The organism is Paenibacillus sp. P3E, assembly GCF_001909045.1.
GTDB classification, from domain to species: domain Bacteria; phylum Bacillota; class Bacilli; order Paenibacillales; family Paenibacillaceae; genus Paenibacillus_AQ; species Paenibacillus_AQ helianthi.
Genome location: NZ_LVWH01000114.1, coordinates 1 through 25,464, shown reverse-complemented (window position 1 = coordinate 25,464; position 25,464 = coordinate 1). Strand labels below are relative to the sequence as shown.

Below are 25,464 nucleotides of genomic sequence, written 5' to 3'. Positions count from 1 at the left end.
GAAAGTTAAAGACCATTTAGGGCGTAGAACCAATACATTTTTTATGTTCAAAAAAGATGACAAGGAATGGAACCTCGTCATCTCAGATCATTTCAATCTCACCCGAGAGCACACTCATTACAGCACCCGTCCTATCCTTAAGGAGCAGCCCGCCATTATCATCGAGCCCCACCGCCAGAGCCTCACAGCGTCCTTCCGGGGTATTATAACAGACCTGGCGTCCCAGTGTGACGGACATGGACTCCCACAACTCCCTGATGGGCTTAAATCCCTGTTCACTGTAAAGAATATATAAGTACTCCAGCTCAGTCAGAACAGCCTCAGTAAGCACTGTACGGTCAACAGGGATTCCTCCGCCTTCAATCAACAGAGAGGTGCCGATGCTCTTCAATTCCTGGGGATAATCCTCTTCCGTCAAATTAACGGCAATGCCTATTCCGGCAATGCAGTAATGCAGACCGCCTTCCCGAAGAGAGGATTCCAGCAGGATGCCACAGATTTTGCGCCCGCCCGCGAGCAGGTCATTGGGCCATTTAATCCCCGCCTGTACACCAGTAACCTCACGGATAGCTGTGCAGACGGCAACTCCTGCCAGCAGTGTAAGCTGAGGAGTTAGTGACAATGGTAGCTCTGGACGAAGCACAATGCTGATCCAAATGCCTTTACCGCGGGGGGAATGCCATTTCCGGCCCATCCGCCCCCTGCCGCCGGTCTGTTCTTCAGCCCGGACGGATGTACCTTCGGGAGCACCGTTCTCGGCAAGCTTCTTGGCTTCTTCCTGAGTAGATACCACCTCTTCCAGCAGCTGAACACGATCCAGCCAACTGCATGCAAAAGTGTCCCGCCCGGCCCAAGGCAGCCGGAGCCTCTCATTACTGTTCATTACTATCCATCCTTTTTGCTTCCAAAAGCAATAATCGATTGTCATTAGGAATGTCACCTGCCGCTGCAGCCATGAGCAGCCGCTGCAACAGCTCTCCCAGCCACGGACCCGGGCGCTTATGTAGTACCGTTGCCAGCTCCCTGCCCGTCACTGCCAGCTCCGCCAAGGTATGAAGCGGCATCCCCGCGGTCCAGGACCACAGAGCGGGGATGTCCGGCGCGTTAGACCGCTGCGCGGCAGGGGCGTCTGGGGCAAGCGTGTTAGGCCGCTGCGCGGCAGGGGCGCTTGGGGCAGGCGCGTTAGGCCGCTGCGCGGCAGGGGCGCCTGGAGCAGGCGCACCAAGAGCAAGGCCAGGCGCTGCGTCCTCCGGCAGCGCCGCAAGCAGCGTCAGCCACCCTTCGGCGGCTGACTGGCCGTGGGCCAGCACGGCGGCGATCCAGCGCCGCCGCAGGGCCTCCGTGCCGCCGGGTTCCCCAGGCGGCACCTCCGCAAGCGCTGCGTCCCACGCTTCGCGGACGCGCAGCACCCCGGCGACGGCGCTGCGCGTCGCCCCCGGGAACGTCCATGCCCGCAGCAACTCGTCGGCCTCGGAGGCCGACCGCTTCAGGGCATGCAGCAGTAGCGCCCACCGCAGGTGGGCGTCCTGCAGGTCCCCGATCCCGGCCGTCAGGGCGGCGGCTGCCGCCATGTCGCTGCCGGTCCAGGGGAACGGCGCCTTGCCGCGCGGCAGCAGACCGCTGCGCGCCAGCAGACCGAGGCCTCGCTGTGGATGCGGGCCGAGGACGATGCGTTCAAGCTCCGCGCGAACGCGCTCCACGGCAATGTGCGCCAGCTTGTCACGCTGGCGCAGGAGACCCCGCCAAGTATTCTTGGCGACCCGGAAATCAAGCACTGATGCGAAGCGGACGCAGCGCAGCATGCGAAGCGCGTCTTCATCGAAGCGTTCCTCTGCATCACCTACACAGCGGATCAGGCGTCGTACCGAATCTTCTGCTCCGCCATAAGGATCAACTCTAATTCCATCAAGACCACAGCACATCGCATTGATTGTAAAATCACGCCGGCGGAGATCCTCTTTCACATCTCTTACAAATAAGACGTGCTCCGGACGGCGGTGGTCGGCATACCCGCTCTCCGTCCGGTACGTCGTCACTTCAAAGCTCCAGCCATCCTGAAGAATGGTAATGGTGCCATGAGCAAGTCCGGTTGGGACACAGCGAGGAAAAAGTTTCATGACCTCTCCGGGAAGTGCTGAAGTCGTCAGATCGATATCATGCACCGGCCGCCCCAGAAGCTCATCACGGATACAGCCGCCAACGAAGTATGCCTCGTGACCATGCTCAAGCAGGGCTGATAACACTACATTTGCCGCTTGGGCCATTCCGGAAGGCGCCATTGTCCAGTCCATATTGCAAGCACTCCCTAACTCTGGATTGTATCCAATCCGCGCACTTTGCGCCCTAGCACCCTATAATAGATATCCTCATATTGATTAGTGATCACATCTCTGCTGAAGTCATTACAGGACCGTTCCAGACAAGCCTGTCTGAACTGCTCCTCCATGCGGGAATCGGACAACAGCTTAACCGCATATTTTGCCATTGCGGCTGTATCTCCGATAGGTGCCAGAAATCCGGTCTTCCCATGCTGGATCAGTTCAGGAATGCCTCCAGCCTCCGAACCGATAGTCGGCACGCCGCAAGCCATCGCTTCGAGAGCCACCAGACCAAAGCTTTCCTTCTCCGAAGGCAGCAGCAGCAGATCAGCCAAGGAAATTACCTGCGCGATCTCATCCTGCTTGCCGAGAAAACGAACCTTGTCTTCCAGTCCCATTTCACAGATTTTAGCTTGGATTTTGGGCAGCTCGGGTCCTTCCCCAACCAGCAGCAAGCGTGACGGCAGCTCCTGATTAACCTTGGCAAAAATATCCACCACATCCGATACCCGTTTGACCGGACGGAAGTTGCTGATGTGCATCAGAATTTTCTCATCAGGTGCGGCGAAATCCTCCCGCAGATCGGTCACATCCCGGGGATAATACACACGTTTGTCGACAAAGTTATAAGTCAGATCGATATCACGGGTGATATCGAGAACCTTGCGGGTCTCCTTGATAAGGTCCTGCGAAACAGCCGTCACCGCGTCACTCTCGTTAATACCCAGACGGATCAGGTCCTTCAGCGATTCATCCTGTCCAAGTACCGTAATATCGGTCCCGTGCAGGGTAGTCACTACCTTGATATCATTGCCCAGCATTTGCTTGGCCAGATAGGCGCAAACTGCGTGGGGCACTGCGTAATGGACATGGAATAAGTCCAGCCCTACCATCTTGGCCACCTGGGCCATCTTGGTCGCAAGCGCCAGATCATAAGGAGGGTAACGGAAGACGTAATAATCGTTGACCTCTACCTCATGATAAAAGATATTCTTCTGAAACGTTCCTAGCCGGAACGGGATACTATGTGTTATAAAATGGACCTCATGACCCTTTTCGGCCAAAAGCTTGCCCAGTTCGGTTGCCACAACACCCGAGCCGCCAAGAGACGGATAACAGGTGATGCCTATTTTTAGCCGGTCCATCGCTCCGTCCCCTTCATAAGACTTGAGTTCATTACTTCGTGTAATGATATGAATTTATTATAGTGGTTTATGACCATTTTAGAAAGGTTATTGATTCAACCGCTGCCTGAGGGGTGAACTGAACAGATCTACAGCATACGGCACTTTGCTGGCGAACCCCTCCGCATAAGGAATCAACCTCCGCTGTCCAAGCAGCATATCCCTGGAGCGTACACGTTCAATATAGCCTTCCGTTAAGGGAGTGGAGACAACATCCTCTCCCGGGGTTTTCTCAAACTGTGACCGGTAGCAGGACAGTGCCTGCTCTTTAAGACCGTACTGCTCAGTCACATCAACAATAAGATCAGTACGCCCCAAATCATTAATGAAATAAAAATACAGCTGTGGAGCAGGCACTGCAGGCTTGTCCGGTATATACTTCCGGAGCTTGGCATTGAACACTGCTTCTTCCACCAGCTTGCTGCAGGCAATATGATCCGGGTGCCGGTCTTCCCAATAAGGTGCAAACACAATGTCCGGTGCAAATCTGCGGATTTCCAGTGTCACTGCCGCCAGATGCTCTTCTGTCAGGTACAGCCCACGGTCGGGAAGACCCAAATTCGTGCGCACAGAAACCCTGAGTACATCCGCAGCCTGCTGTGCCTCGGTTTTGCGTCGTTCCACAGTTCCGTTCGATGACATTTCCGCAGCGGTCAAATCACATAACCCAACCTGGAGTCCGGCGGCAGTATGTTTGGCAATAGTCCCCGCCATGCCGATTTCTGCATCGTCTGCATGCGCACCGAACACAAGAATGTCCAGCTTCATTCATCCACACCCGGCTTGTATTTATGTACAAGCTCACGCCAGGCGAAATCGCCGCGGTCAATCGCTTTGACCAGAATCTCAGCTGTCGCGATATTGGTTGCCACCGGAATGCCGTATACATCACACAGGCGAAGCAGGGCAGTAATATCGGGTTCATGCGGCTGCGCCATCAGCGGATCCCGAAGAAAAATAATCAGATCCAGCTCATCCGTAGCTACCATCGCACCGATCTGCTGATCCCCGCCAAGCGGCCCTGACATATAGCGGTGAATAGATAGCTTTGTAACTTCCATAATACGTTGACCGGTAGTTCCGGTAGAAAATAACTCATGCCCTACAAACACATGTTCATAAGCAGTCACAAAATTAACCATTTCATCTTTCTTCCGGTCATGCGCAATAAATGCTATTTTCAACATGATGATATCCCCCGTCTATTCAATAAAGTGCTCAAAACCATAAATCAAACCGGTGTAGCCCATCACCTTCTGGACCCCCATCTTGACCCCGGGCATATAGCCTGCCCGTTCATAGGAATCATGACGGATTTTGAGCGATTGCCCATACCCGCCAAAAACCACCTCTTCTTGTGCAAAAACACCCGGAAGCCGTAAGCTGTGTATACGAAAGCCGTTGTAATAGCCCCCCCGTGCGCCTTCAATTACTTCCTCTTCTTTAGGATTCCCCTGACGAAGTTCCTCCCTTGCTTCAGAAATCATCTCTGCGGTTTTGATCGCCGTACCTGAAGGTGCATCCAGTTTCTGGTCTCCATGGGTTTCGATAATTTCCAGATGCGGAAAATATTTGGACGCTTGAGCGGCAAATTTCATTAACAGAATCGCTCCGATTGAGAAGTTTGGCGCGATAAGTCCCCCAATCCCCCGATCCTGGCATTGCTTGTCCAGCTCGGAAATCTGCTCCGTGGTAAATCCGGTAGTACCGATAACCGGACGCACCCCATATTTAATAGCAAGTGCAGTATGGGTATAAGCCGATTGCGGCGTGGTGAAATCAACGAGAACCTCTCCGCCGCTCTCCGCCAGGGCAGCTTCCAAATCAGCTACAACCTTAACTCCGCACTCTTCCAGCCCAGCCAAACGGCCGGCGTCGCTGCCGCTAGCTGAACGGTCTACGGCTGCCGCAAGCTCCAGCTCTTCATCCTGCAGCACCAGCTTAATAACCTCTTTGCCCATTCTGCCTCCTGCCCCGGAGACGATAACCCTGATCTTGTCACTCACCCTTATTCCTCCTCGCTATGACTGGTTGATAATTATCTTATCCCATATACTTTTGCAATGATTTCTGAAGGTCTTTCATAAGCTGCCGCAGCCCGGAATCATCCGGATGCAGGGACATGACTTCTTTAAGTGCGGCAATCGCCTGCACATGCTCATTCATCCGGCTGTGTGCGATGGCTAACCATACATATGCATCCCCGTACAAAGGGTCAAGAACAATCGCTTCCTTCAATAAGGTAATCGGATGATACGGGTTATTAGTCCCCGTAATATCATCCTCAAGCAGCCTTTTGGCCTTCCGGACAAGCTGCAAGGCCTGCAAATGCTGAAGGTGAAGCCCATACTCCGGTTTTCCTCTATCCAGATTTAACGCCGCCCGTGCATGCTCCAGCGCTTTTTCAAGCATGCCGCTGCGGGCATACGTAATAGAGCAGCGGTATCTGACCTCGGCATCATCCGGGCTGGCTGCAATAGCCGCTTCGAACAATGTGATTGCCTCTGCAAAATCACTGCGGAGAATTGATCGGTATGCCGCTTTAACATAATCGTTATGATCCATTTGCCCACCATCCTCACGGCTAAATCCCGTTCGTTTGGTACAGCATATGTTATAAAAGCCTAATCGGTGTTTTTTAGTGTCCACCGTCCTGCATCACGGGTATTGAACTTGTGCATCACTTTATTGTGGGCCTCGGTTAGATCAATTCCCAGTGAATTGGCGAAGCAAACCGTAATAAACAGAATATCTCCCAGCTCAAGCTCGATCGAGTTTTCCGCTTCATCTGTCTTTTTGGGTTTCTCGCCAAACTGGTGGTTGACTTCCCGGGCAAGCTCGCCCACCTCCTCTGACATCCGGGCCAGCATGGACAGCGGGCTGAAGTAACCTTCTTTAAATTGTGAGATATAAGCGTCAACCTCACGCTGTATGTCACCAAGACTTTTATCCATAAATTGTTTCTTCGCCCCCCTGTATGTTCTTGCCTTCTGTTTGCCCCTATGTTATCGTAAAGACGTTTTGAAGACAAATCTTTTTTGGCAACTGCACATTTTTCAAGGCCCCGGACATTCGGTGAATGCTATAGCCACATGAAAAGCAACCAATAAAAGAAGTTTACCAATACATTATGCCCATAACAGGGCCAGGCGAGGGATTACATGAATTCATCTTCCAAAGTAGCTTCCACCATTGTCAAAACAGCAGCACCAATCATGCTGGGAGCGGCTGTATATGCATTTGGTCTGCTCTACTTTATCGTACCCAATAAATTGATGGAGGGCGGTGTAACCGGGATAACCATCCTTCTTAACTATGCTTTCAACATCCCCATCTTTTTAACTACCCTGCTGCTTAACCTCCCGCTCTTTCTACTGGGCTGGAAGGTTCTTGGCGGACGGCAAATTGCCTATACAGGCGTTGGAATCGGCGCATTGTCGTTTTTCCTCTGGCTGTTCGAGCGGATGATTAACGCAGGCTGGATTGTCACCTTCAGCACCGAGCATGACTTTATTCTTGCTTCATTATATGCGGGGGTTACGCTCGGGCTGGGACTCGGCATCGTTTTCCGTTTTGGCGGCACAACAGGCGGAGTCGATATCGTAGCAAGAATTCTGGGACGTAAATTCGGATGGAGCATGGGGCAGATTATCCTGGCAGTTGATGTAATCATTATCGGCGCTTCCCTGCTCTATATTCCCCGTGAAAAAATTCTATACACCCTGGTAGCGGTCTTCATCTCTTCGCGAATGATTGATTTCATCCAGGAGGGTGCCTATGCCGCCAAAGCCTTCACGATCATCAGTGACGATGCTCCGCAAATCGCTGATCTGATTACAGCAGAAATGGACCGTGGCGTAACACTGATCCCAGCCATAGGCGCATATTCCAAACAGGCCAAATACATGGTCTACTGCGTAGTCTCCCGTCAGGAGATCCGCCGGCTAAGCCAATTGGTTAAATCCGTTGATCCCAAAGCGTTTGTCATTATCAGTGATGTCCATGATGTACACGGAGAAGGATTCCGCGAAACCTAAACTACATATCATCCAAAAAAATTGGCTATCCCCTCCAGTCTGTTCAGACCTTCCGGGATAGCCATTACTTTTACGTTGTTTCTCTACCGACCGCTTATTTTAAACCGGCTGCTATTGCTTTCCAAAACCTCTCATCTTCCTCCCCCATTGCATAAACAGAGACACCTGCAAGGCCATATGAAAGTGTATAATGAGTTTTGGTCTTGATGCTTGTTTCGTCTTCGTACCAGACGACATGTTTTGAGCCGTCTTTCGCTGTATATTTGAAAGTCATGGATCCAGATGCACTATCTCTTACTGGCTTGCCTTTGGTGCTCGAGATCAGCTGAGGGATATTTTTCCATGGGATCAAACGGTTGCTGCTATTGGATTTATCCGAAAGATTCCAATCATTCCCATAAACCGGAATACCCATCAGTACTTTTTCTGAAGGCACATAAGTGATAGCAAATTGAAGAGCTTCAGTAATCCATGGCTTACTCGCTACCGAACCTGGATCTGCCCATACACCATGCTCATCATAGGTCATCACCTGAATGATATCTGCATAAGTGCCAAGAGACTCATAATCGAAAGCACCGGTCCAGTCATCAGCAGGATCATCGACCGACTTAGCAGGTACAGAAACCATAGTCAGCAATCCCTGTCCCTTCATTGTACTGGCAACGTCCCTAACAAAAATGGTCATTGCATCGCGGTCGCTTGGCAAGACGGCTTCAAAATCAATGTTTATGCCTTTATAGTGATTCGTCTTTACTAAAGAAAGCATATTGGTAATCAATTTTTGCTTTATTGCGGCATTCGTTAACACTTGGTGAGCTGCATTGCTATCCCAATCCGTTGATCCATAATTTGAAACCAAAGCGTAAGGGAGAACACCAACGGAGTTGGCATAATCTACTGCCTGGGCAGGAACGCCTCCAACAATGTTGCCACTGGCATCGGTATTGAATGTATCCGTTGAAATTTGATTCAAGTAACTGTGATAATCGGTAAGGGCCGTGGATGAATCGTTCGTGTAGTAGCCCAAGATAATAGTGGAAGATGCACTGGCTTTACTTGCTGTTCCGGTACATAGAGTTATGATGAGTGCAGCAGCTGCGAACAAACTAACTAGTCCTTTGGATTTCAATTGACTTCTCCTCCTTCGTTTGATTAAATCCACCCTTCTAACTTTGGAAAAACCGTGGTAAGAACGCTTTATTCTGCTCTAGCATCTCCTTCAACAAGCTATCGGCAACATTTACCGAGGGAATAAGCGGATGATGACCCAATGCCTGAAGCGCTAAGCTTCGGTCCCCATGTACAGCTGCTTCAATAGCAAGTTGTTCATAGGTTTTTACAGCTAGTATCAGTCCTTTTACAGAAACCGGAACACGGGATACAGGTAAAGGTATCGGCCCCTGCTTGGTAACCACACAATTAACTTCAATACAAGCATCAGCCGGTAAAAAGTCCAACGTTCTGCCGTTCGCCACGTTTAACGTTTGAATATCGCGTGTGTCATTATAGAGTGATTTCATCAGATTTACAGCGGCTTCAGAATAATAAGTACCTCCTCGCTTCGCAAGCTGTTCGGGCTTCTCCGCCAAGTCTGGATCTTTGTACAGTTCAAACAACTCGTCTTCCAGACGTTTCACAATCTCCGCACGGGTCCCCTCTTTAGCTGAGGAAGTTAATTGTTCCTCTAGCATTTCCTTTGTTAAATAGTAATATTTCAAATAATAGGACGGAATAGCACCTAATCCATGAATGAAGTCAGCATTCCATTCGGATTGCGGCACATTTTTCGCTGAGTACCCTTCGCGGAGATCGAAAAGTTGTTCTAGCTTGGATTCCCCGTTGATACTTACCTGGGTTACCCAATGCAAATGATTTAAGCCAACGAACTCCGCATAAATCTGCTCTGCCGGAACCTCGAATAATTCAGACAGCCATTTGTAGACTCCTGTTGGGGCATTGCACAAGCCAATCGTCTTGATGCTTGAATATTTATGAATAGCTTCAGTGACCATACCTGCAGGATTCGTGAAATTGAGCAGCCAAGCACTCGGACACAGCTCCTCCATATCTTTGCAGATATCAAGTAAAACAGGGATGGTTCGCAAGGCTTTCATCATACCCCCGGGCCCTGTTGTTTCTTGTCCAATCACACCAAATTTCAGCGGAATCCTCTCATCCCAGATTCGGGCTTCGAGAAGGCCAACACGCATCTGAGTCGATACAAAGCTCGCCCCATCCAATGCTTCACGCCGATTGAGCGTTAAGTGAACATCAAGGGGCAACCCTGATTTTTTAACCATACGTTTTGCCAGATTGCCCACAATCTCGAGCTTGTGTTTGCCCGCCTCAATATCTACCAGCCAGATTTCGGATACAGGCAGCTGCGCATGATTGAGAATAATTCCTTCAATTAATTCCGGGGTATAGGAGGACCCCCCGCCAATCACAGCAATTTTTAATCTATTTTCCATTGCAGACAACTCCTTTGATGTCAGCTATTTCATCTAACTTTTCATAAATCGAAGATGTGATCGTTATTCCGTCTTTCTCCATCGCAAGCAAAATTGAACCCACCACCGGTTCCACTGTCAAAAGCTTCAACTGGCAACCCGGTGCAACTTCAAGGACCTCTTTGGAAATATAAGGATGGATGAACTCACTGCTGCCTTTTGTCAATACGCTTCCGGCCAGCACGAGATCGAAGTTCTCCCCTTGCAACTGTAAACGTTCTATAACAGCCCTAGCCGATAAGCCTAATTCAGTACCTTGTCTTTGCAAAATCTGAATAGCAGCATTGTCCTCCCTTGCTGCCGCATCGAAGATCAGCTTCGTCAAGTCAGATGGAATACGCTTATGATGGTCAAGAAAACTATGAAACATCTCTGCTACTGAACCATAACCCAGGGCCTGAGGGATTAAACCCGTCAGCAGGGTGGGCATACCGCGCCCTTCCCAGGCGCGAATCACGGTCCGGAACGCTTCAATGGAAAGCTCCTCACCCCCTCCAAAATCACCAAATGAATACCCAAATCCGCCACACTGAACCGTCTCACCTTGCTTGCCAATCCCTGCTGCATTCATACCGGTCCCGCATACAAGTACAGCTCCATATGACTTAGTCGTTCCCGCACGCATGGCGATAATGGTATCACATACAATATGGAAATCAGGAAAGCCAAATTGCTGAATCATTGGCGTTAATACCCTATAATCCGCTTCCCGATCTGCCCCTGCCAAACCGAACCAAGCTACTCTTATATCTGCAGGTTGAAGATGTACATGATTCAAAGCCTGGAATACGGCAGCTTTAATATTTGCATTTGCTATATCTGCGTTAATCTGATGATTGCCTGGGCCACTAGTACCACTTGCCAGCCAGCGCCCGGACTCATCCGTAATGATAGCGTAAGTTTTCGTGCCGCCAGCATCCACACCCAAGTAGTAGTTCAATTGATCTCACCCCTACGACTATTATTGCTTTTCTCTATGTTTGTAGTTAGCTGTTGTTTGTCTAATCAGTAACTCGGGCTGTAGAAGCACAGAACTGTTTCGCTTCGAACCTTCGATGAGTTTCAGCAAAAGCCGAACTGCCTCTTTCCCCATTTGCTCCGTAGGCTGCCGCACAGTTGTTAATTGCGGATGGATTTCAGAGGCAAATACCTGATCGTCATAACCTATAATAGAAATGTCATCTGGTATGCGGTAGCCATGGGCACGGAAGGCATCCATGACCCCAAGTGCCAATGCATCATCCCCCGCAAACACAGCCGTTGGAAGGATTCCTTGTTGTATCCATCCCATTGCTATCTCATAGCCGCAGCGAATACCGAAGTCGGTATGGGCTACAATGCATGGAGCTACCCCTGCTTGTTCCAATGCCTCTGCAAATCCACGCTTTCTCTCCCTGACACTGAGAAAATGCTCCGGTCCGCTGACATGAGCAATATGAGTATGACCCAAGTCAAGCAAATGCTTGGTCGCTTTATAACCTCCGGCATAATTATCCACATTCACTGTTAGAGCTTTTGAACTCTCTAAGTGATTATCAATAATAACGAACGGAATTTTCTTACGCTTCAGCTCCAAAATAACTTGTTTCTCGTTCAAAGGAGAGAGCACAATAATGCCGTCTACACGATCCTCTTGAAACAAAAAGCTATTTTGTTTTCCGGCCTCTTCCTCTTTAGGCGAGGATACCGACAGCGCCAAGAGGTAACCATTCTCCTCCAAGTGTTCATTTACAGAATGTACGATACCATCGAATACCGTATCATTTAATGTAATCAGCGTAAGTCCGATTAAACCCGTTGTTCCCCGTGCCAAACTGCGTGCTGCTGAGTTAGGTCGGTAATCGAGTTCTTTGATAGCCTGCAATACTTTCTGGCGATTTTCTTCACGAACAGTGGGCACATTATTCAGCACTCTGGATACAGTAACAAGCGAAACCCCTGACTTCTCCACGATATCTAAAATACTGATCTTTTTAATCGTAATCAATCTCCCTGTTTCAGCGGTTTCATTGATGAAATCTGACATCAGCCGCTGCGTTTATATAAACGTTTATATTTAAAACCTCCTTAAGTTTACTCTTTTATTCCCCCATCTGACAAGCCGCTAACGATGTATTTGAACAAAAATAGGGAAAGAATTACAGGTGGCAGCGAAGCAACAAATCCTCCGGCAGTCATCAAGCCCCAGTCTATGCTGTGTTTTCCAATAAATTCTCGCACGGCAATGGGCAACGTCTTGGACGCATAGGTCTGGGTAAACGCACTCGCAAAAATAAATTCATCCCAGGCATTTAAAAAAGTGAAAATTGCTGTAGCAGCAACGCCAGGCAGTGCCAGTGGCAAAATGATTTTATGCATGGTTTTTATTTTACTGCACCCATCCATATAAGCAGCTTCTTCCATCTCTTTGGAGATGGATTGGAAATACCCGGTCATTAGCCAGATTGCAAAGGGTAGGCCCGTTGCGATATAAGCAATCACCAATGACCATGTTGTATCTAAGAGAGGTTTTGTATGCAGGATAACCATAGATGTAAATGGAATCGAAATCGAGATGCCCTCTCTCATCATAATATATAAGGGAACTATGATACTGATGGATGGTAACAGCTGCATGGCTAATATTACAAAGAGTAACGTTACCCGGAACGGGAATTTAATTCGCGCTAACGCATAAGAAGCAAATAGGCCAACAAAAATCGTAACCGCGGTGGTCCATAAGGAGACTGTTATACTATTCTCCAAAGCTTGAATAAAGTCATTCCCTATATCGCCTTGAAACAATTTCAAATAGTTCTGAATCGTCGGCAGATCAGGGAATAGATGCCCTGAAATAATCTCCTGGGTCTGGCTGATGGAAGAAGTAATCAAATACAGAAAGGGTAGAAGGGTAAATATCGTTAGTAGTAAGAGGCCAATCCATAAATAGAAAGGAGGGATAAGCTCACTCGGACTGACTTTAAATATACGAATCCTCCACGGATGGGCCGTTTTCGCTGCTCTCCTCAACACTGTTCCCCCTTTATTGTTCTTTCTGCTGTCTTTTCAACAGCACCATATAGATGGTAATTAATATTAGGATGAAAATTGTGGAAATCCAGGCCATCGCCGAAGCCCTGCCCAAGTAAAAATATCGGAAGGCAAAATTATAGGTTAAATAGCTAACCGAAGTATTCGGATTCGCCGTAAAAACCGTTAAAATATCATAAACCCTAAATGCACCAATCACTCGCAACACCAATGCAATCAGCAGAGAAGGCTTAATCTGAGGCAGGGTCACATGCCATACTTTTCTCCAAAAACCGGCTCCGTCAATCACAACAGCCTCATATAAGGAGGCCGGAATGGATTGCATACCCGCTAACAGCAGCAAGGTCATCAATGGCGTCATTTTCCAAATATCCGATATGGCCGCAAAAAACACAACATTGGTGGAGCTAGAGAGCCAAACCGGATTCGTACCAGCTTCCAGCAGATGCAATTGATGCAGGATGTTATTCAAAGCACCATAACCAGGTTGATAGATAGAATTCCACAGCAAGCCGTTAACTAACGTAAGCATAGCCCAAGGTATAATAATGATACCTCTAAAGAACGATCTCCCAGTGAAGGTTTGGTTCAGCAGGAGGGCACAGATGAAACCGATAGCCAATTCCGCCAGCACAGAGAAGCCGGTGAAATAACTTGTATTTTTCATTGAAATCCAAAAGTCATTCAGCACCGAAATATCAACATAGTTCCTTAGACCAACGTACTCAATAGCTGAACCATCCATTAAATTATATTTAAAAAAGCTCCAAACAAGTGATTGCATGATCGGAAGGATAAATATTCTTAACAAGAGATAAAGCGTAGGTGCCAACAAGAGAATTGCAAAGAGGATATCTTTACGTTCCTTCTTTGAAACCGTTAAAATTTTCTGCACTTGCTTCCCCTCCAGACCCGGCTTTACTTAGCAGCTTTTTGTATTGCATCGTCGATTAGCCTTGAAGCTTCCTTCAGTGATTGCTCCGGTGTTTGGTGCTTCATCAACCCAGAGTAAACCTGACTTGATAAAATATCTGCCCATTCCACATAACCAGGAGCATTCGGACGATTGTGCCCATATTGAAATTCCGGCATAATTTTTGCCAATGTTTTCGTCTTATCAGCTTTAATGATCTCTTGGTCAGAATAAAGTTCTTCCAGTGAAGGGTAAGTACCCGTAATCGAATAAAATGGAATCTGAAACTCTCTTGAGCCTATCCAATGTAAGAATGCGAGCGCTGCTTGCTTCTTTTTACTGGACTTCATAATTGCAATCCCTTCTGAGCCTGTCACTGAAGAAGAAACAATACTTCCTTGTCCAGGTAATAAACCCACATCACTTTGGTTCACAACTTTGGATTTAGTCGGATCATTTAGGTCAGGATACATGTTCTCCCAGTTGCTCATCATTGCAATCTTACCTGCCATGAAAGCATTCTTAACATCTTCTTCTGTCCATTGCATACTTGCAGGATCAACTGTTTTATCCGTATTTATTAAGTCAGACATATATTGCAGCGCTTGAATGGATTCCTTGGAGTTAACAATAAGCTTACCGTCATCCCCAATCATATTCCCGCCAAAAGCATATACCATGCCCACATAATCACAAATTAGGCTCTCCGCTTGTTTCCATGACCAGCCAGAAGCGTAAACGCCGTTGGTTGTAAGCTTTTTGGACACTTCTCTAAATTCATCCCAGGTTTTCGGTGGAGCTTCATAACCTGCCTTTTTCAGCAAATCCTTATTCCAGTAAAAGTGTTTGGTGCTTGAATAGTAAGGAATACCAATCAGATGATTATCAAACATGGCGGATGAGAGCGAGGATTTCGTGTACTTCTTTTGTACATCTTCTGGAACTATATTCGTTAAATCTTCAGCAATATTCCCTTTGAAGAATTGACCTGCCCAAATGGTGTCCATTTCAAAAACATCAATATCAGAGGAGTTAGATAAAGCTGCTGTAGTAATTTTTCCATACAGAGAATTATAGTCCACGGCAAGCTCATTCACTTTAATTCCTGTTTCATCTGTGAATTGTTTAAATATCTTTCCAATTTTCCCATCCGTATCGACAACAAGAACGTTGATCTCCTGACCTTTTAACGAAGGGTCATTAACCTTATCCCAACTGAGCTTAGATGAATCAGATCCTGATGTTTTAGCATTGGACGGAGTGTTAGTACCATCCGTTTTGGTTGGAACGGCGCTACAGGCTGATAAAAAAACAGTAACCATTAAAAATGAAACAATACTTCTCAGCTTAAGATTCTTCAAATATATCCCTCCTTGTTTGTTGAGCATTCTGCGATCTTATTCACTCAAAAGTATAAACGTTTATACTTTATAGCTACATAGTAACCCCTTTTATTGGTAGTGTCAACCACCTTAATGTCAAATAACCTGACTCGAAAAAAAATTTCATATGTATGATTATTAATCTTCTTTTGAAATTACATCACTTTTATAGTTAAAGTAGAAAAAAAGAGTATAGACGATCCCCGCCTGCACTCTTTTTATATTTATTACTTTTAGTTCTCCACATTGTCTAAACCGGCTTCCACTCCTGGCTTTCACCGCGGTATTTACGGTAACCGGCATATAGAAGCGATGATAAAATAAACATAGCCACGAGCATTCCCCAAATTCCATATTCCTTCGATGCTAACGGTAGCGACAAAGCAGGTTCATCCCTTTCTTTGCCGAACAGTACTCTGGCAGCATCCTGCCCGTAAGAGATAATCTCCAGTAGCCGTGCGCGGCCCACAGGCTGTGAGGCAGAAGGAATTCCGGCGGCGTAGGACAGCCATGAATCAAACGCATTGACCGTTTCCGGGGGCCGGGAAATGATGATCGCAGGACGGATGTTATCGTACCTGCTCTGCAGACGTTCTAGTGCAGCTTGCCAGCTTTTGAGATCATTCGCTGCGGCACTCCGCTCCATATCGTTAAGATCCTCGCGGATCAGCTTATAATATTGCAGCCACATCGGCTGACGCGGATGGTTTAGACTGTTGGCAGCAAGCCGGAGCTTTGCTGCGGCAGCTTCCCATTTCTCCGGATCAACCTGCGCTGCGGCAAGTGCCGCCTTTAAGTCAATAATAACATCTGACAACGCATTGATCCCTTCCACAGAAGTCAGGCCCTCAAAAGATGACGATACAAAAATCTGTGAAACCTTCCCGCTTTCCTGTCTAGCCTTCACCACGTCGCCTTCCAGCACATAACCATATAAAGCCTCGGCCGCTTCATCCAGCCGCTGGGCAGCATTCTTAGCAGTGAGCGCCGGCGCATAACTTCCTGCAGCATCTCCTGATTGAACAGAAAGACTGCCGTCCCTCCCCTGCATTGCTGCTTCCGCATTAACGGTCCCAGCATTCATGCCGGCCAGCAGCCAGCACAACATCAATCCAGTCAGCACCCTATATGTCCTGCACGGCATGAGACATCCCTCCTACCCCTAAATGTATGGCAGGAGGACAAGAGTTAGAACATCTTTCAGCCCCTGACCGGAGGCCTGTCCAGCCGTTTAGACTTCCTGGATCTGCCTCCGAATATCCAGGCTGCAGCAGTACTAAGAAAGGTTAAAGCGATAGTGTAATATTGTACTCCGATTACGTTATCTTCGAGCACATTCGGCAGCCACGGGAACACACCTTCCGAATAATCCACCATATCGTTGGCAAAAGCCCATAGCAGTGCCAGCGGCAGCATTCTGCGGAAGGAGAAGAACCGGGCGTAGATCAGTGCCTCAACCGCCATGCCGGTATGCGAAACGACCAGCATCCAATCCTTCAGGCTTATTGTATCTCCCTGAACCCCTCCGGCAAAGATGATACTGACAGCCCATATGCCATATTTGACCGAGGTAACAACAGCCAGAGCTTCTATTAGCTCACGGACGAGCATTCCTTTGATCCCTTTGGGTGGAAAAAGCAGCAACAGCAAAGCGAGTGTAAAGAACAAGCTTGCCGTCGGACTGTCCGGAACGAACGGAAGCAGCCACGAAGGATAATTTTCTGCCGTGAATTCCAATTGATTACCATACCATATGTATCCATAAATGGTTCCGAGGAAATTCACAATGAAGAGCAGCCACATGACTCCCCGGTGTTTAAATAATTTCTCAAACCAGTGAACCGGCATATACAATCTTAACCTCCCGAATGTGGCAGCTTGGTATGAATGCATACAAAAACCCGACCGCAGGCTCGATCAGGTTTGTGCGTTATCATTATTTTACTGTTCGCTTTTTTGTTTGGCAAGCCAGCCCGCCAGACTATCGATATCCTGCTCGCTAAGACCTGCTGACATCGCAGTATCATACATTGGAGGCATCTGCCCCTGGCCATTCTTAATAATGGCGAGGATGGCTTCCTTATCATGGGTGTCTCCCACGCCTCTCAGTGACGGCGGCCCTCCGCCCCCCTTCATATCAACCGCATGACAGGAGATACAGGTAGCCTGCTTATATAATGCCATCGCTGGATCGTCCTTGTCGACGATAGCAATTTCTTTCGTCTGGACAGCGCTGGTGGTCGGTAACCCCTTCGCCCTGTTCTCAGCCGCTTTTTCCTCACGCTGTACATCCTCAGGAATCTGGCCGGTTTCAGCCATTTCATGCTTGTATTCCGTCCAGGCCGTATTGGTCAGATAAATGATTGCAGCCAGGGAAAGGAACATCAGCGAGGAGGCTATAGGACGGCGGTAGAAGCGGCGTTCCCGGCCCGTATCCAGAAAAGGAGCCAGCAGCAGCGAACCAAAGGCTACCCCTGTCACACCAAGCGTTCCCAGAACGATATAATCGCCAGAGGCATAGGGCAGCTTCAAATACTGGTACAGAAACAGGAAATACCAGTCGGGAATCGGAATGACTGTAGCACTGGCATTTGCCGGAAACCCTAATGGAGCCGGTTCAGAAATCGTCAGGACAAGTATGCCTACTAGCACCACTACGCCTACCATCCATTCCTTAAGCAGAAAGTTAGGGATAAAGGCTTCCGATTTGCCGGGGTAAGCCGTGTAATCCGGTGGCGTGATGAAGCCATTGCCTCTCCGTACCCGGGAATCTCCCACATAAACAATCTTTTCTTTGGAGTTGTCTCCGTGAGCCATTGCATTTCCTCCTTTAGCTGTGGTCAGGGCTCAGAGCGGACCAGAAATACCCTGTCTGCGGATCATAATAAAGTGTCCGACGAGCAGAATAAGCAGGACCGCCGGGAGGAAGAATACATGGAGGGCAAAAAAACGGGTCAGCGTTTCCGCACCAACGATGGTGCCGCCCTGCATCAGCTCCTTCAGCACCGGCCCCATGACCGGTACGGAATTGGCAATCTCCAGTGTAACCTTGGTAGCGAAATAAGCTTTATTATCCCATGGAAGCAGATAGCCGGTAAGACCGAGGCCCAGCATCACGAAAAAAATCAGCATCCCCACTACCCAGTTCATCTCACGCGGCGCTTTGTAGGAACCGGTAAAGAATACCCGCATCGTGTGCAGGAACATCATAACAATAACCAGACTCGCCCCCCAGTGGTGCATACCGCGCACAATTTGACCAAAAGCTACTTTGGTCTGCAAATATTCCACACTGGCATAAGCATTGATAATATCGGGCACGTAATACATGGTGAGAAACATACCTGATAAAATTTGAATAACCGTAATGAAAAAAGTGAGTCCTCCAAAGCAATACACAAAGGCAGAGAAATGATGGGCCGGATTGACGTGTTCAGGAACCTCGTGGTCGGCAACATCTCGCCAGATCGGCGTAATATCCAGACGTTCATCAATCCAGTTGTAGACATTCTTAAACATCAGATCTACGCCTCCTTTTTAACCTCGGTATTGGGAACGATCTCGCCCAGATAGACCCAATCCCCATCTATTTTGGTTTTGTACTGGTCAAGGGGCTTGGGCGCAACGGCAAGGTTTTTGCCCAGCTTCGTATATCTCGCTCCATGGCAGGGGCAATGATATTCATCCGGATAGGCCTTGTCATTATTCCAGCCCACCGTGCAGCCGAGATGCTTGCAGACGGGTGAAAGCGCATAAATATCTCCGTTTTCGTCTTTTCGGATCCACGCTGTCAGTGTAGCTGTGCTGGCGTACCATCCATCCTGCTGTGCGAGTTCGAAGGTAAACTCCTGAGGAACATCGGTGATCTTGGCTGCTTCCGCAACTTTAATGAATTCACCCGCACCCTTTTTATGTAATACCGGATCTACCGCGAAACGGATCATTGGCAGAATCGCACCTGCACCCATAAATGCGGTTGCCCCACCAAGCGTATACGTTAAAAACTGCCTCCGGGACATCTCTTTCCGGGTGGGAGGTCCTTGCGGGAATGATTCATGCTCCTCATTATGGCTGCTCATATGGTGTGTAACCCCCTTTTCACATTTGAGAAGGCACCTGCAGTGTAGATATAAAGCAAATTTCTGTTAATAATACGTTTTCAATGATAATTATCACATGACATAAGTTCAATCTAATCATAGCCCAGCTACTAAAACCCGTCAAGAATATTGTCTAAATTGTGACGGTGACATTTTATCGTTTTCGCATGAATTGTTGATTTTTCGTCACATTTACCCCAGTTTTATTTAAGCCACAATGCTGCGATTTCATCTCTGACATAGCTTCCAAATACTTTACTCTGAGACACACTAATGTCAGGCGGAGAAAGAACTAAATCGCTTTCATAAATTTCAGAGGTAGTCAGTGGAATATCTGCACTGAGCACAACCACATACTGGAAGCTACTGGATTTGACTTTCCGGCAAATCTCGTTTACATAAGCCAAACTTTCAGCTCCTGTATACTGTATAGCCGGGTAAGTGACAACACGCCCCTGAAACGGTTTTTCAGCAAGGTCCAGAAAGTCCCGCAGTCTCTCGAGAGCTTCAGCCACTTCAGGCGGGCTCTCCGTGCCCCTAAGTCCTGTAAACGGGATTATACAGGTATCAAAAAACCTGCGGTTTTCCGACCAGCTATCCACAGTAAAGTCACTGAATTTCATTACAGTTCACCCCTTTTCTAAGGTTTACACTTTTTGCTATAAATATCATAGTAACTAGTAGAAACGGCTTACCGTACTACAAGGAACGGTATCCGTTTCAGTGAGAAATAGAAGGATGATTAATAGCGTGAGCCATATAAACCCTTATATTCCAAAAAAAGAAATGCGCCAGGCGCATTTCCCGTAATTTTTTCATGCCAAACTTTTCAGTTCCTCCGTCAGATTGCGAAACGCCGTCTTATCTCCGGCAGCCAGCGCCGTGTCGATCTCCCGGTACAAGATGTCGGTACGACGCTTTCGCAGTGCTTCATCCCACACCATTTCTGCCGCAAGTCCTAGCATCACTTCATAGGTAGCCTTCATTTTGTCCATTCGATACACCTCCGCTGTTTAGATCCTTCCATATTCTTTTGCTTTTAGTACATAACTCTCGCTTGTGCGGACCATCCGCTGCAGATCCTGTTCCGTTAATTCACGGACCACTTTGGCAGGTGAACCTAATGACAGAGTATAGGGTGGTATGATTTTGTTTTCGGTTACAATTGATCCGGCTCCTATTAAAGCATATTCACCAATCTCTGCACCGTTCAATACAATTGCACCCATTCCAATTAATGTGCCTCTGCCTATCCTGCATCCATGGATAATCGCAGAGTGGCCCACCGATATGTCATCACCCAGCACCAGCGGGAGCCCATCAGCCACATGCCCCACAGTCCCGTCCTGGATATTGCAGCGATCCCCAATGATTACCGGGGCCAAATCCCCGCGTAATACCGCGTTGAACCAGACACTCGACTGACGCCCTATCCTAACGTCACCGACAAGCTTCGCACCTTCCGCCACATATACAGATTCGTCAAGCTGCGGTATGTAATTCCCATAAGCAATCCGCATTCTTCTCCCCCTAGTGCGCGTTCAATACTAACTCAAAATTTGAACCGCCCGCTTCTGCTAAAAAAGCCTATGTCACTTCCCCAAGTCTACAGCTGCACTCGGACTATCTACTGCAGCTGCTTAGGCACAGCCGCCTCCATCCCCCATGGGGTCATCATCACAGCCGGACCCTCAGGTGTCTCACCCAGCCGAAGCATCCCCAAATGAAGCAGCATCCGAAGGATGCGCTGTTCCAGAATTGAAGCGGCATCATCATAATAAAAGGGTTTGACTAACCAGCCGAGACCTTCAACAAGTGAAGCCACAGTGACCCATTTCCCTGCACTTACACTTATCCAGTATATGAGGGAGGGCAGATTTGGTATAGCGCCTTTATACAGTTTTAACCAAAAGGCGTATATCTGCATCAGCTTTTCAGATTTCTCCTGCTCCAGTAGTGTTTCCCCCGCCAATGTAAGCCTCAGCCGAAAGCCTTCCTCGGAAGTATAGCGGCGGTGGCGGGCGTAATCAACCATAAGCGCAAGTCTAGGAGGATAATGCTCACAGGCTCTTCCATAGCCGAATTTCCAGCCGCCTTTACCCAAGAGAGGCTCGGGAATCTGGATAGCGTTCATCACACCCTGCTGGTATCTCTTGTGCATCGCACCCTCTTGGTTTAGCTCCGGCTCGTTCTCCCTGACATAACGCATAAAGAGCAGCAGATCTTCTGCCAGCATCTCTCCTTCGCTCCGGTAGATTGCAGGCTCGCTTATTGGTGAAATTTGTTCCCTGATATATTCACCCATACGTTCGCGGAAACGCAACTTCAGATCCTGTGGAACCCGGAACAAATACCTGCTTTGCTGGGAAGCACCTCTGAAGAGCCAACCGGCATTTTTGAACCTGGCCACCATCTCGCGGTATCCTCCGTTTTTGCCAGGGTCCGTATCGAAGGACGCCTGCCTTGCAGCTGCGAGCAAATCCTCAAGACTGAACTGGCTGCGTTCGTCGAACAGCAGGGTATTCAGAAACCGCAGTTCCTCTGGAGCACACTCCCGAATGTGGGACTCCATGAATTGGCGGCTTCCCAGTGTGATCAATATACTCTGAATCAAATCATGTTTGGAATTTCGTTTGCAATCACATTGGTAGCGTCCCGCAATGGCGGTAAGCTGACCAATGTCCGCAAAGTTAAGCATATCCGCCAGATTCATCATTTATCGCCTCACCGTTTTACTACCATTATGGGAAATACAGCCCTTTTTATTCCTGATTGCACAAAAAAAATAACCCGAAGGGTCGGGTTAATGCTGGTTTTGAAGAATATGACGGGTACAATTGTATAGCAGCGGATTCCATTCCATCTCTTTCTTCTCCAGAATGGTTAGCGATAGATTCCCCAGACGCTCAGAATATTTGTCTTTGTACAAGGCAATGTAGAGCTGCGCTAAAAAACCTCCATGCGAGATGACAAGGATATTTTTCTCCGGATAACGCTCAGCAATCTCCTCCATAAAAGCAAGGGCTCGCGCCTGGAGTTGATCATCCGTTTCTTGTCCAAGAGACAACTGGTTCCAATCCTTGCCCCATTTCTCTTCACGCTGTACAGCAGTCATCCCCTCAACCTGGCCATAGGCACGTTCACGGATGCGATCATCCGGTTCCAGCATTGGAATTCCCAGCTTGGCTGCCACAATTCTTCCAGTCTCTGCTGCACGGGAAAGACTGCTGGTGATACAGAAATCCCAACGGTACGTTTCCTGCAGAAGCCGGTCTCCCAGCATCTCAGCCTGCCCCCGGCCTTCGTCGTTAAGCGGAATGTCGCTTTGTCCTTGTATTCTGCCTTCCGCATTCCAATCGGTCAGCCCGTGGCGTATTAAGCCGATCAGCATCGCCTATCACCCTGCCCTTCCATTTATGTTTGCTTAATAATGTAACACGAATGAAAACAAATGTCTTCTTTTTGAAGTAGGATGATGTATAGCTAAAATCAAATAAATCCTTGAATATAAAAAAAGCCCCCTTTACCCTGGAGTAAAGTGAGCTTTTTATTGTCTGCGGTAACGATTCAAACGATACAGTAAAAAAATCGACAGGCCTATACCCAGCATGGAGAGCACCATCCAATATTGCGGGTGCGTTGGCCCCATGCTTACCACTAGCGGTTCAATGATGCCTCCGCCCGATTCAGAGGCAGGATATGAGGAGGACCAATCCAAGGACAAACCAGCTACGCCGGTCTCCACAATCCCGCTCTGTGCCTCTGAAGTACTGGCGGGTATTCTGAACATTGTAAAATACAGAAAACTGGATATAAAAACAGCCAAGAAACAGGCAATCCAAAGACTTAGCCTACGGCGGAAAACGGCAGAATTTCCGGCAGATTTACCATCTCCCGGCAACAGCCAGGGACTTTCCAGATAAATCCGCTCCATCACCCGAAGATTCACAGCCTCCGCACGTTCTTCGCTGACTTCAATCTGTGTTTCTAGCATAAGCTGGCTGCTCTCCTGCCACAACGCCCATTCAGCGGAACAGTAGGAACAATTCGCAATATGCCTTTCAAGCTTGAACCGCCTGGGATCCGTGGGGGGAGCGTCCCACAACAGCGGAATGGAATCCTGCGCTTCCCTGCAATTCATAGGCCTTACACCCTCTCAGCCTGCTCTTCTGGTTCAGGCTCATAAAAATAGGATTCGAGTTGAAGCTTCACACTGCTCCGGGCACGGAACAATAATGATTTCACGGAGCTGACACTCTGATCCAGAATCACAGCTATTTCCTGGTAGTCCATTTGATCATATTCCCGCAGTATCAGCGCAGACCGCTGCTTCTCCGGAAGATTATTAATCGCTTCCCGTACCAGATTCATTCGTTCTTTGCGAAGGGCAGCCTGTTCCGGAGCCACTTCAATCGGGGCGACCGGGGTATATCCGCTTTCTTCGAGAGATATGTTTCCGGCACGATTCTTGCGAAGCTCACTGAGCACAGTATTACGGGCAATGGTGTACAGCCACGTCGAGAATGATGCATCTACTTCACGGAAGGAATGCAAGCTCCGGAACGCCTTATAGAAGGTTTCCGAGCACAGATCCTCAGCAAGAAGCTCCATATGGGAATTCTTAAGCATATGGTAGACAAAAGCCAATATTTTACGTTGATAGCGCCGCATTAATTCTGAATATATCTCTGTATTTCCTTGCTTGATTAGCTGGATCAACTGGGAATCCGTCATGGTGAGTTCGGCCCTCCTCGCCCTTGCACGTGTAATCCCGTCCGGTCCATAATTCTTATACCGGCCGAGGTTCAAAAAGTTGCGGTAATTGCTCAAATTTTGCTCTGTAAAAACGCAATACTTCCTATGTATATTCATGTACCCAAAAAATAAGGCATGTTGTAAGTGGATACAGAAACAAAAATACACATCCATTAATTTCCGGGCAGCCAAATACCGGGTCGCTTGCTGAACACTGGAAATCTATAAACATACTTAACCTAGTATATCATACAATCTGGAAGGATGACATTAATAGACTTTTAGCGTCGAATTACGTTGGAGATGCGTTGCCATCAAATTCAGGATGACCACCGATTAGCGTGTACAGTCATTGTAATTACCTGGTGTTGAAAACTGCCTCTGAAGATTATTTTATTATCTTTGAATAAAGGGTTGACAAAATGTAAACGGATACATATAATAAAAGTACAGTATGGTTTCTCTCCACTCCTATCCAAATACTACACGGTTCCAAGAAATTGTGAACTGTAACCGCTTATTATGTAAGCGGTCTTTTTTTTGTCTATTTTTAGCAGCCATTAGCGTAAAAAGATAGATTTTTCTAATTTCCGCCCCGTGCCGGTTCAAATCCTGTATTTAAGACCGTCCGATTAATCCAAACAAGAGCAGCCGGTTAAGCTCTACCATTTTATCCTTGTAATTTTCAGTTTTCGCCCAGGACGATTGGATCGCCCCAAACACTGTTAATAATTCCAATATGGTTTCCATAGAAACAGAAGCATCAATAACCCCTTCCTTTTTCCCCACCCCGATGAACTCCTCTATGATTTCGACTCTGATCCGGTTTGTGTTTTCATTGTACAGACTAGACAACACCTGATCCCCAACTGCGCCCGGGGAAGTGAGTAAGTGATAATCCTGATCGGCACAAATCTCCAAAGCCTGGAGCATTTTATCTTTAAAATTTATATTTTGGCCCAGAAGTTCCTTGGCCTTGCGGACGGTATTCTGCATTAGGACATTCGCACATTCCCTGACTACCCCTTCTTTGTTGCCGAAATAGTTATATAGTGACACAGAGGATACGCCGGATTCAGCGGCAATGTCTTTTATACTGACGTCTATGAAGCCTTTTTCCTGGAAAAGCTTCAGGGCGGCTGCAACGATCGCATCTTTCTTGATTTGTGTTCTGATTTCAAATTTGTTCATACCGCTTCACTCACATCCCACGTTTTTTTAATACATTTAAT

General features: G+C 47.9%; 29 protein-coding genes and 1 pseudogene. 1 reads left to right on the top strand and 29 read right to left on the bottom strand.

Annotation, left to right across the window (positions count from 1 at the left end):
• Window positions 1-82: 82 nt before the first annotated feature.
• The 9 genes and pseudogenes from A3842_RS10330 to A3842_RS10295 all read right to left on the bottom strand — a co-directional run bounded on the left by A3842_RS10330 (window position 83) and on the right by A3842_RS10295 (window position 6,456).
• Window positions 83-883: a biotin--[acetyl-CoA-carboxylase] ligase gene (locus A3842_RS10330; RefSeq protein WP_074087655.1), complete on the bottom strand. Its 801-nt coding sequence runs from the start codon at window positions 881-883 to the stop codon at window positions 83-85.
• Window positions 873-1,367, bottom strand: coding sequence for an HD domain-containing protein (locus A3842_RS33305; RefSeq protein WP_256701650.1), 495 nt, complete (start codon window positions 1,365-1,367; stop codon window positions 873-875). The genes A3842_RS10330 and A3842_RS33305 overlap by 11 nt, the downstream gene beginning before the upstream one ends.
• Before the next feature lie 93 nt (window positions 1,368-1,460).
• Window positions 1,461-2,264 (bottom strand): annotated as a pseudogene (locus A3842_RS33765) (CCA tRNA nucleotidyltransferase); the annotation flags it as partial.
• 41 nt (window positions 2,265-2,305) lie between these two features.
• The gene (bshA, locus tag A3842_RS10320) at window positions 2,306-3,463 is read right to left on the bottom strand and encodes an N-acetyl-alpha-D-glucosaminyl L-malate synthase BshA (protein ID WP_074087653.1); all 1,158 of its coding nucleotides are present in this window, start codon (window positions 3,461-3,463) and stop codon (window positions 2,306-2,308) included.
• 87 nt (window positions 3,464-3,550) lie between these two features.
• A complete protein-coding gene (gene bshB1, locus A3842_RS10315; protein ID WP_074101309.1) occupies window positions 3,551-4,270 on the bottom strand; it encodes a bacillithiol biosynthesis deacetylase BshB1 in 720 nt (239 codons plus the stop codon).
• Complete coding sequence (gene mgsA / locus A3842_RS10310; RefSeq protein ID WP_074087651.1) at window positions 4,267-4,689, bottom strand: methylglyoxal synthase; 423 nt, start codon at window positions 4,687-4,689, stop codon at window positions 4,267-4,269. The genes bshB1 and mgsA overlap by 4 nt, the downstream gene beginning before the upstream one ends.
• A 15-nt stretch (window positions 4,690-4,704) precedes the next feature.
• A complete protein-coding gene (gene dapB / locus A3842_RS10305) occupies window positions 4,705-5,508 on the bottom strand; it encodes a 4-hydroxy-tetrahydrodipicolinate reductase (protein ID WP_074087650.1) in 804 nt (267 codons plus the stop codon).
• 37 nt (window positions 5,509-5,545) lie between these two features.
• Window positions 5,546-6,067, bottom strand: a complete 522-nt coding sequence (locus tag A3842_RS10300; RefSeq protein ID WP_074087649.1) for a tetratricopeptide repeat protein — start codon at window positions 6,065-6,067, stop codon at window positions 5,546-5,548.
• Between the two features lie 59 nt (window positions 6,068-6,126).
• On the bottom strand, window positions 6,127-6,456 hold the full coding sequence (locus A3842_RS10295) for a nucleotide pyrophosphohydrolase (RefSeq protein WP_074101307.1): 330 nt from the start codon (window positions 6,454-6,456) through the stop codon (window positions 6,127-6,129).
• Between the two features lie 207 nt (window positions 6,457-6,663).
• On the opposite strand from A3842_RS10295, the gene A3842_RS10290 reads away from it, so the two are divergent.
• Window positions 6,664-7,539, top strand: a complete 876-nt coding sequence (locus A3842_RS10290) for a YitT family protein (RefSeq protein WP_074101305.1) — start codon at window positions 6,664-6,666, stop codon at window positions 7,537-7,539.
• A gap of 94 nt (window positions 7,540-7,633) precedes the next feature.
• On the opposite strand, the gene A3842_RS10285 is transcribed toward A3842_RS10290, so the two are convergent.
• From A3842_RS10285 to A3842_RS10190, 20 genes are all read right to left on the bottom strand, one after another.
• Window positions 7,634-8,671, bottom strand: a complete 1,038-nt coding sequence (locus A3842_RS10285) for a glycosyl hydrolase family 18 protein (protein ID WP_074101304.1) — start codon at window positions 8,669-8,671, stop codon at window positions 7,634-7,636.
• A gap of 37 nt (window positions 8,672-8,708) precedes the next feature.
• Window positions 8,709-10,013 (bottom strand): 6-phospho-beta-glucosidase, encoded by a 1,305-nt coding sequence (locus A3842_RS10280; protein WP_074101302.1) that lies wholly within the window; start codon window positions 10,011-10,013, stop codon window positions 8,709-8,711.
• On the bottom strand, window positions 10,003-10,992 hold the full coding sequence (locus A3842_RS10275) for an N-acetylglucosamine kinase (RefSeq protein ID WP_074087644.1): 990 nt from the start codon (window positions 10,990-10,992) through the stop codon (window positions 10,003-10,005). Before A3842_RS10275 ends, A3842_RS10280 begins: the two co-directional genes overlap by 11 nt.
• A gap of 21 nt (window positions 10,993-11,013) precedes the next feature.
• A complete protein-coding gene (locus A3842_RS10270; protein ID WP_074087643.1) occupies window positions 11,014-12,078 on the bottom strand; it encodes a LacI family DNA-binding transcriptional regulator in 1,065 nt (354 codons plus the stop codon).
• A 47-nt stretch (window positions 12,079-12,125) separates the two neighbouring features.
• Window positions 12,126-13,061 carry a carbohydrate ABC transporter permease gene (locus A3842_RS10265; protein ID WP_167374673.1) on the bottom strand — a complete coding sequence of 312 codons (936 nt, stop codon included), beginning with the start codon at window positions 13,059-13,061 and terminating at the stop codon, window positions 12,126-12,128.
• A 13-nt stretch (window positions 13,062-13,074) separates the two neighbouring features.
• The gene (locus A3842_RS10260; protein WP_083609549.1) at window positions 13,075-13,977 is read right to left on the bottom strand and encodes a carbohydrate ABC transporter permease; all 903 of its coding nucleotides are present in this window, start codon (window positions 13,975-13,977) and stop codon (window positions 13,075-13,077) included.
• Between the two features lie 23 nt (window positions 13,978-14,000).
• Window positions 14,001-15,356 (bottom strand): extracellular solute-binding protein, encoded by a 1,356-nt coding sequence (locus tag A3842_RS10255; RefSeq protein WP_074087642.1) that lies wholly within the window; start codon window positions 15,354-15,356, stop codon window positions 14,001-14,003.
• 271 nt (window positions 15,357-15,627) lie between these two features.
• Window positions 15,628-16,521: a sporulation protein YpjB gene (locus A3842_RS10250; RefSeq protein WP_074087641.1), complete on the bottom strand. Its 894-nt coding sequence runs from the start codon at window positions 16,519-16,521 to the stop codon at window positions 15,628-15,630.
• Window positions 16,522-16,577: 56 nt separating this feature from the next.
• Window positions 16,578-17,225, bottom strand: a complete 648-nt coding sequence (locus A3842_RS10245; RefSeq protein ID WP_074087640.1) for a DUF1405 domain-containing protein — start codon at window positions 17,223-17,225, stop codon at window positions 16,578-16,580.
• 93 nt (window positions 17,226-17,318) lie between these two features.
• Complete coding sequence (locus A3842_RS10240) at window positions 17,319-18,194, bottom strand: menaquinol-cytochrome c reductase cytochrome b/c subunit (RefSeq protein ID WP_074087639.1); 876 nt, start codon at window positions 18,192-18,194, stop codon at window positions 17,319-17,321.
• Window positions 18,195-18,224: 30 nt separating this feature from the next.
• Window positions 18,225-18,896 carry a menaquinol-cytochrome c reductase cytochrome b subunit gene (qcrB, locus tag A3842_RS10235; RefSeq protein WP_020427667.1) on the bottom strand — a complete coding sequence of 224 codons (672 nt, stop codon included), beginning with the start codon at window positions 18,894-18,896 and terminating at the stop codon, window positions 18,225-18,227.
• A 5-nt stretch (window positions 18,897-18,901) separates the two neighbouring features.
• Window positions 18,902-19,456, bottom strand: a complete 555-nt coding sequence (locus tag A3842_RS10230; RefSeq protein WP_074087638.1) for a Rieske (2Fe-2S) protein — start codon at window positions 19,454-19,456, stop codon at window positions 18,902-18,904.
• A 224-nt stretch (window positions 19,457-19,680) separates the two neighbouring features.
• Entirely contained in the window at window positions 19,681-20,100 is a 420-nt protein-coding gene (locus tag A3842_RS10225; protein WP_074101301.1) for a DUF2487 family protein, read from the bottom strand.
• A gap of 192 nt (window positions 20,101-20,292) precedes the next feature.
• Complete coding sequence (locus tag A3842_RS10220; RefSeq protein WP_020427670.1) at window positions 20,293-20,472, bottom strand: IDEAL domain-containing protein; 180 nt, start codon at window positions 20,470-20,472, stop codon at window positions 20,293-20,295.
• An 18-nt stretch (window positions 20,473-20,490) separates the two neighbouring features.
• The gene (locus A3842_RS10215; RefSeq protein ID WP_074087636.1) at window positions 20,491-20,997 is read right to left on the bottom strand and encodes a gamma carbonic anhydrase family protein; all 507 of its coding nucleotides are present in this window, start codon (window positions 20,995-20,997) and stop codon (window positions 20,491-20,493) included.
• Window positions 20,998-21,104: 107 nt separating this feature from the next.
• Entirely contained in the window at window positions 21,105-22,190 is a 1,086-nt protein-coding gene (locus A3842_RS10210) for a hypothetical protein (protein WP_074087808.1), read from the bottom strand.
• A gap of 90 nt (window positions 22,191-22,280) precedes the next feature.
• On the bottom strand, window positions 22,281-22,868 hold the full coding sequence (locus A3842_RS10205) for a histidine phosphatase family protein (RefSeq protein WP_074087635.1): 588 nt from the start codon (window positions 22,866-22,868) through the stop codon (window positions 22,281-22,283).
• A gap of 156 nt (window positions 22,869-23,024) precedes the next feature.
• The gene (locus A3842_RS10200; protein ID WP_143186235.1) at window positions 23,025-23,471 is read right to left on the bottom strand and encodes a hypothetical protein; all 447 of its coding nucleotides are present in this window, start codon (window positions 23,469-23,471) and stop codon (window positions 23,025-23,027) included.
• Between the two features lie 152 nt (window positions 23,472-23,623).
• Window positions 23,624-24,211: an RNA polymerase sigma factor gene (locus A3842_RS10195; protein WP_074087633.1), complete on the bottom strand. Its 588-nt coding sequence runs from the start codon at window positions 24,209-24,211 to the stop codon at window positions 23,624-23,626.
• A 639-nt stretch (window positions 24,212-24,850) separates the two neighbouring features.
• The gene (locus A3842_RS10190; protein WP_074101297.1) at window positions 24,851-25,423 is read right to left on the bottom strand and encodes a TetR/AcrR family transcriptional regulator; all 573 of its coding nucleotides are present in this window, start codon (window positions 25,421-25,423) and stop codon (window positions 24,851-24,853) included.
• Window positions 25,424-25,464 lie beyond the last annotated feature (41 nt).

Bases quoted from the DNA above. Each gene is read 5' to 3' on its own strand.
- A3842_RS10225 (WP_074101301.1), bottom strand. From the start codon at position 20,100: ATGAAATTCAGTGACTTTACTGTGGATAGCTGGTCGGAAAACCGCAGG.
- A3842_RS10290 (WP_074101305.1), top strand. From the start codon at position 6,664: ATGAATTCATCTTCCAAAGTAGCTTCCACCATTGTCAAAACAGCAGCA.
- A3842_RS10300 (WP_074087649.1), bottom strand. From the start codon at position 6,067: ATGGATCATAACGATTATGTTAAAGCGGCATACCGATCAATTCTCCGC.
- qcrB (WP_020427667.1), bottom strand. From the start codon at position 18,896: ATGTTTAAGAATGTCTACAACTGGATTGATGAACGTCTGGATATTACG.
- bshA (WP_074087653.1), bottom strand. From the start codon at position 3,463: ATGGACCGGCTAAAAATAGGCATCACCTGTTATCCGTCTCTTGGCGGC.
- A3842_RS10230 (WP_074087638.1), bottom strand. From the start codon at position 19,456: ATGAGCAGCCATAATGAGGAGCATGAATCATTCCCGCAAGGACCTCCC.
- mgsA (WP_074087651.1), bottom strand. From the start codon at position 4,689: ATGTTGAAAATAGCATTTATTGCGCATGACCGGAAGAAAGATGAAATG.
- A3842_RS10245 (WP_074087640.1), bottom strand. From the start codon at position 17,225: ATGCCGGTTCACTGGTTTGAGAAATTATTTAAACACCGGGGAGTCATG.
- bshB1 (WP_074101309.1), bottom strand. From the start codon at position 4,270: ATGAAGCTGGACATTCTTGTGTTCGGTGCGCATGCAGACGATGCAGAA.
- A3842_RS10220 (WP_020427670.1), bottom strand. From the start codon at position 20,472: ATGGACAAAATGAAGGCTACCTATGAAGTGATGCTAGGACTTGCGGCA.
- A3842_RS10330 (WP_074087655.1), bottom strand. From the start codon at position 883: ATGAACAGTAATGAGAGGCTCCGGCTGCCTTGGGCCGGGCGGGACACT.
- A3842_RS10195 (WP_074087633.1), bottom strand. From the start codon at position 24,211: ATGACGGATTCCCAGTTGATCCAGCTAATCAAGCAAGGAAATACAGAG.
- A3842_RS10295 (WP_074101307.1), bottom strand. From the start codon at position 6,456: ATGGATAAAAGTCTTGGTGACATACAGCGTGAGGTTGACGCTTATATC.
- A3842_RS10240 (WP_074087639.1), bottom strand. From the start codon at position 18,194: ATGGCTCACGGAGACAACTCCAAAGAAAAGATTGTTTATGTGGGAGAT.
- A3842_RS10200 (WP_143186235.1), bottom strand. From the start codon at position 23,471: ATGCTAGAAACACAGATTGAAGTCAGCGAAGAACGTGCGGAGGCTGTG.
- A3842_RS10210 (WP_074087808.1), bottom strand. From the start codon at position 22,190: ATGAATCTGGCGGATATGCTTAACTTTGCGGACATTGGTCAGCTTACC.
- A3842_RS10250 (WP_074087641.1), bottom strand. From the start codon at position 16,521: ATGCCGTGCAGGACATATAGGGTGCTGACTGGATTGATGTTGTGCTGG.
- A3842_RS10190 (WP_074101297.1), bottom strand. From the start codon at position 25,423: ATGAACAAATTTGAAATCAGAACACAAATCAAGAAAGATGCGATCGTT.
- A3842_RS10270 (WP_074087643.1), bottom strand. From the start codon at position 12,078: ATGTCAGATTTCATCAATGAAACCGCTGAAACAGGGAGATTGATTACG.
- A3842_RS10215 (WP_074087636.1), bottom strand. From the start codon at position 20,997: ATGCGGATTGCTTATGGGAATTACATACCGCAGCTTGACGAATCTGTA.
- A3842_RS10280 (WP_074101302.1), bottom strand. From the start codon at position 10,013: ATGGAAAATAGATTAAAAATTGCTGTGATTGGCGGGGGGTCCTCCTAT.
- A3842_RS10205 (WP_074087635.1), bottom strand. From the start codon at position 22,868: ATGCTGATCGGCTTAATACGCCACGGGCTGACCGATTGGAATGCGGAA.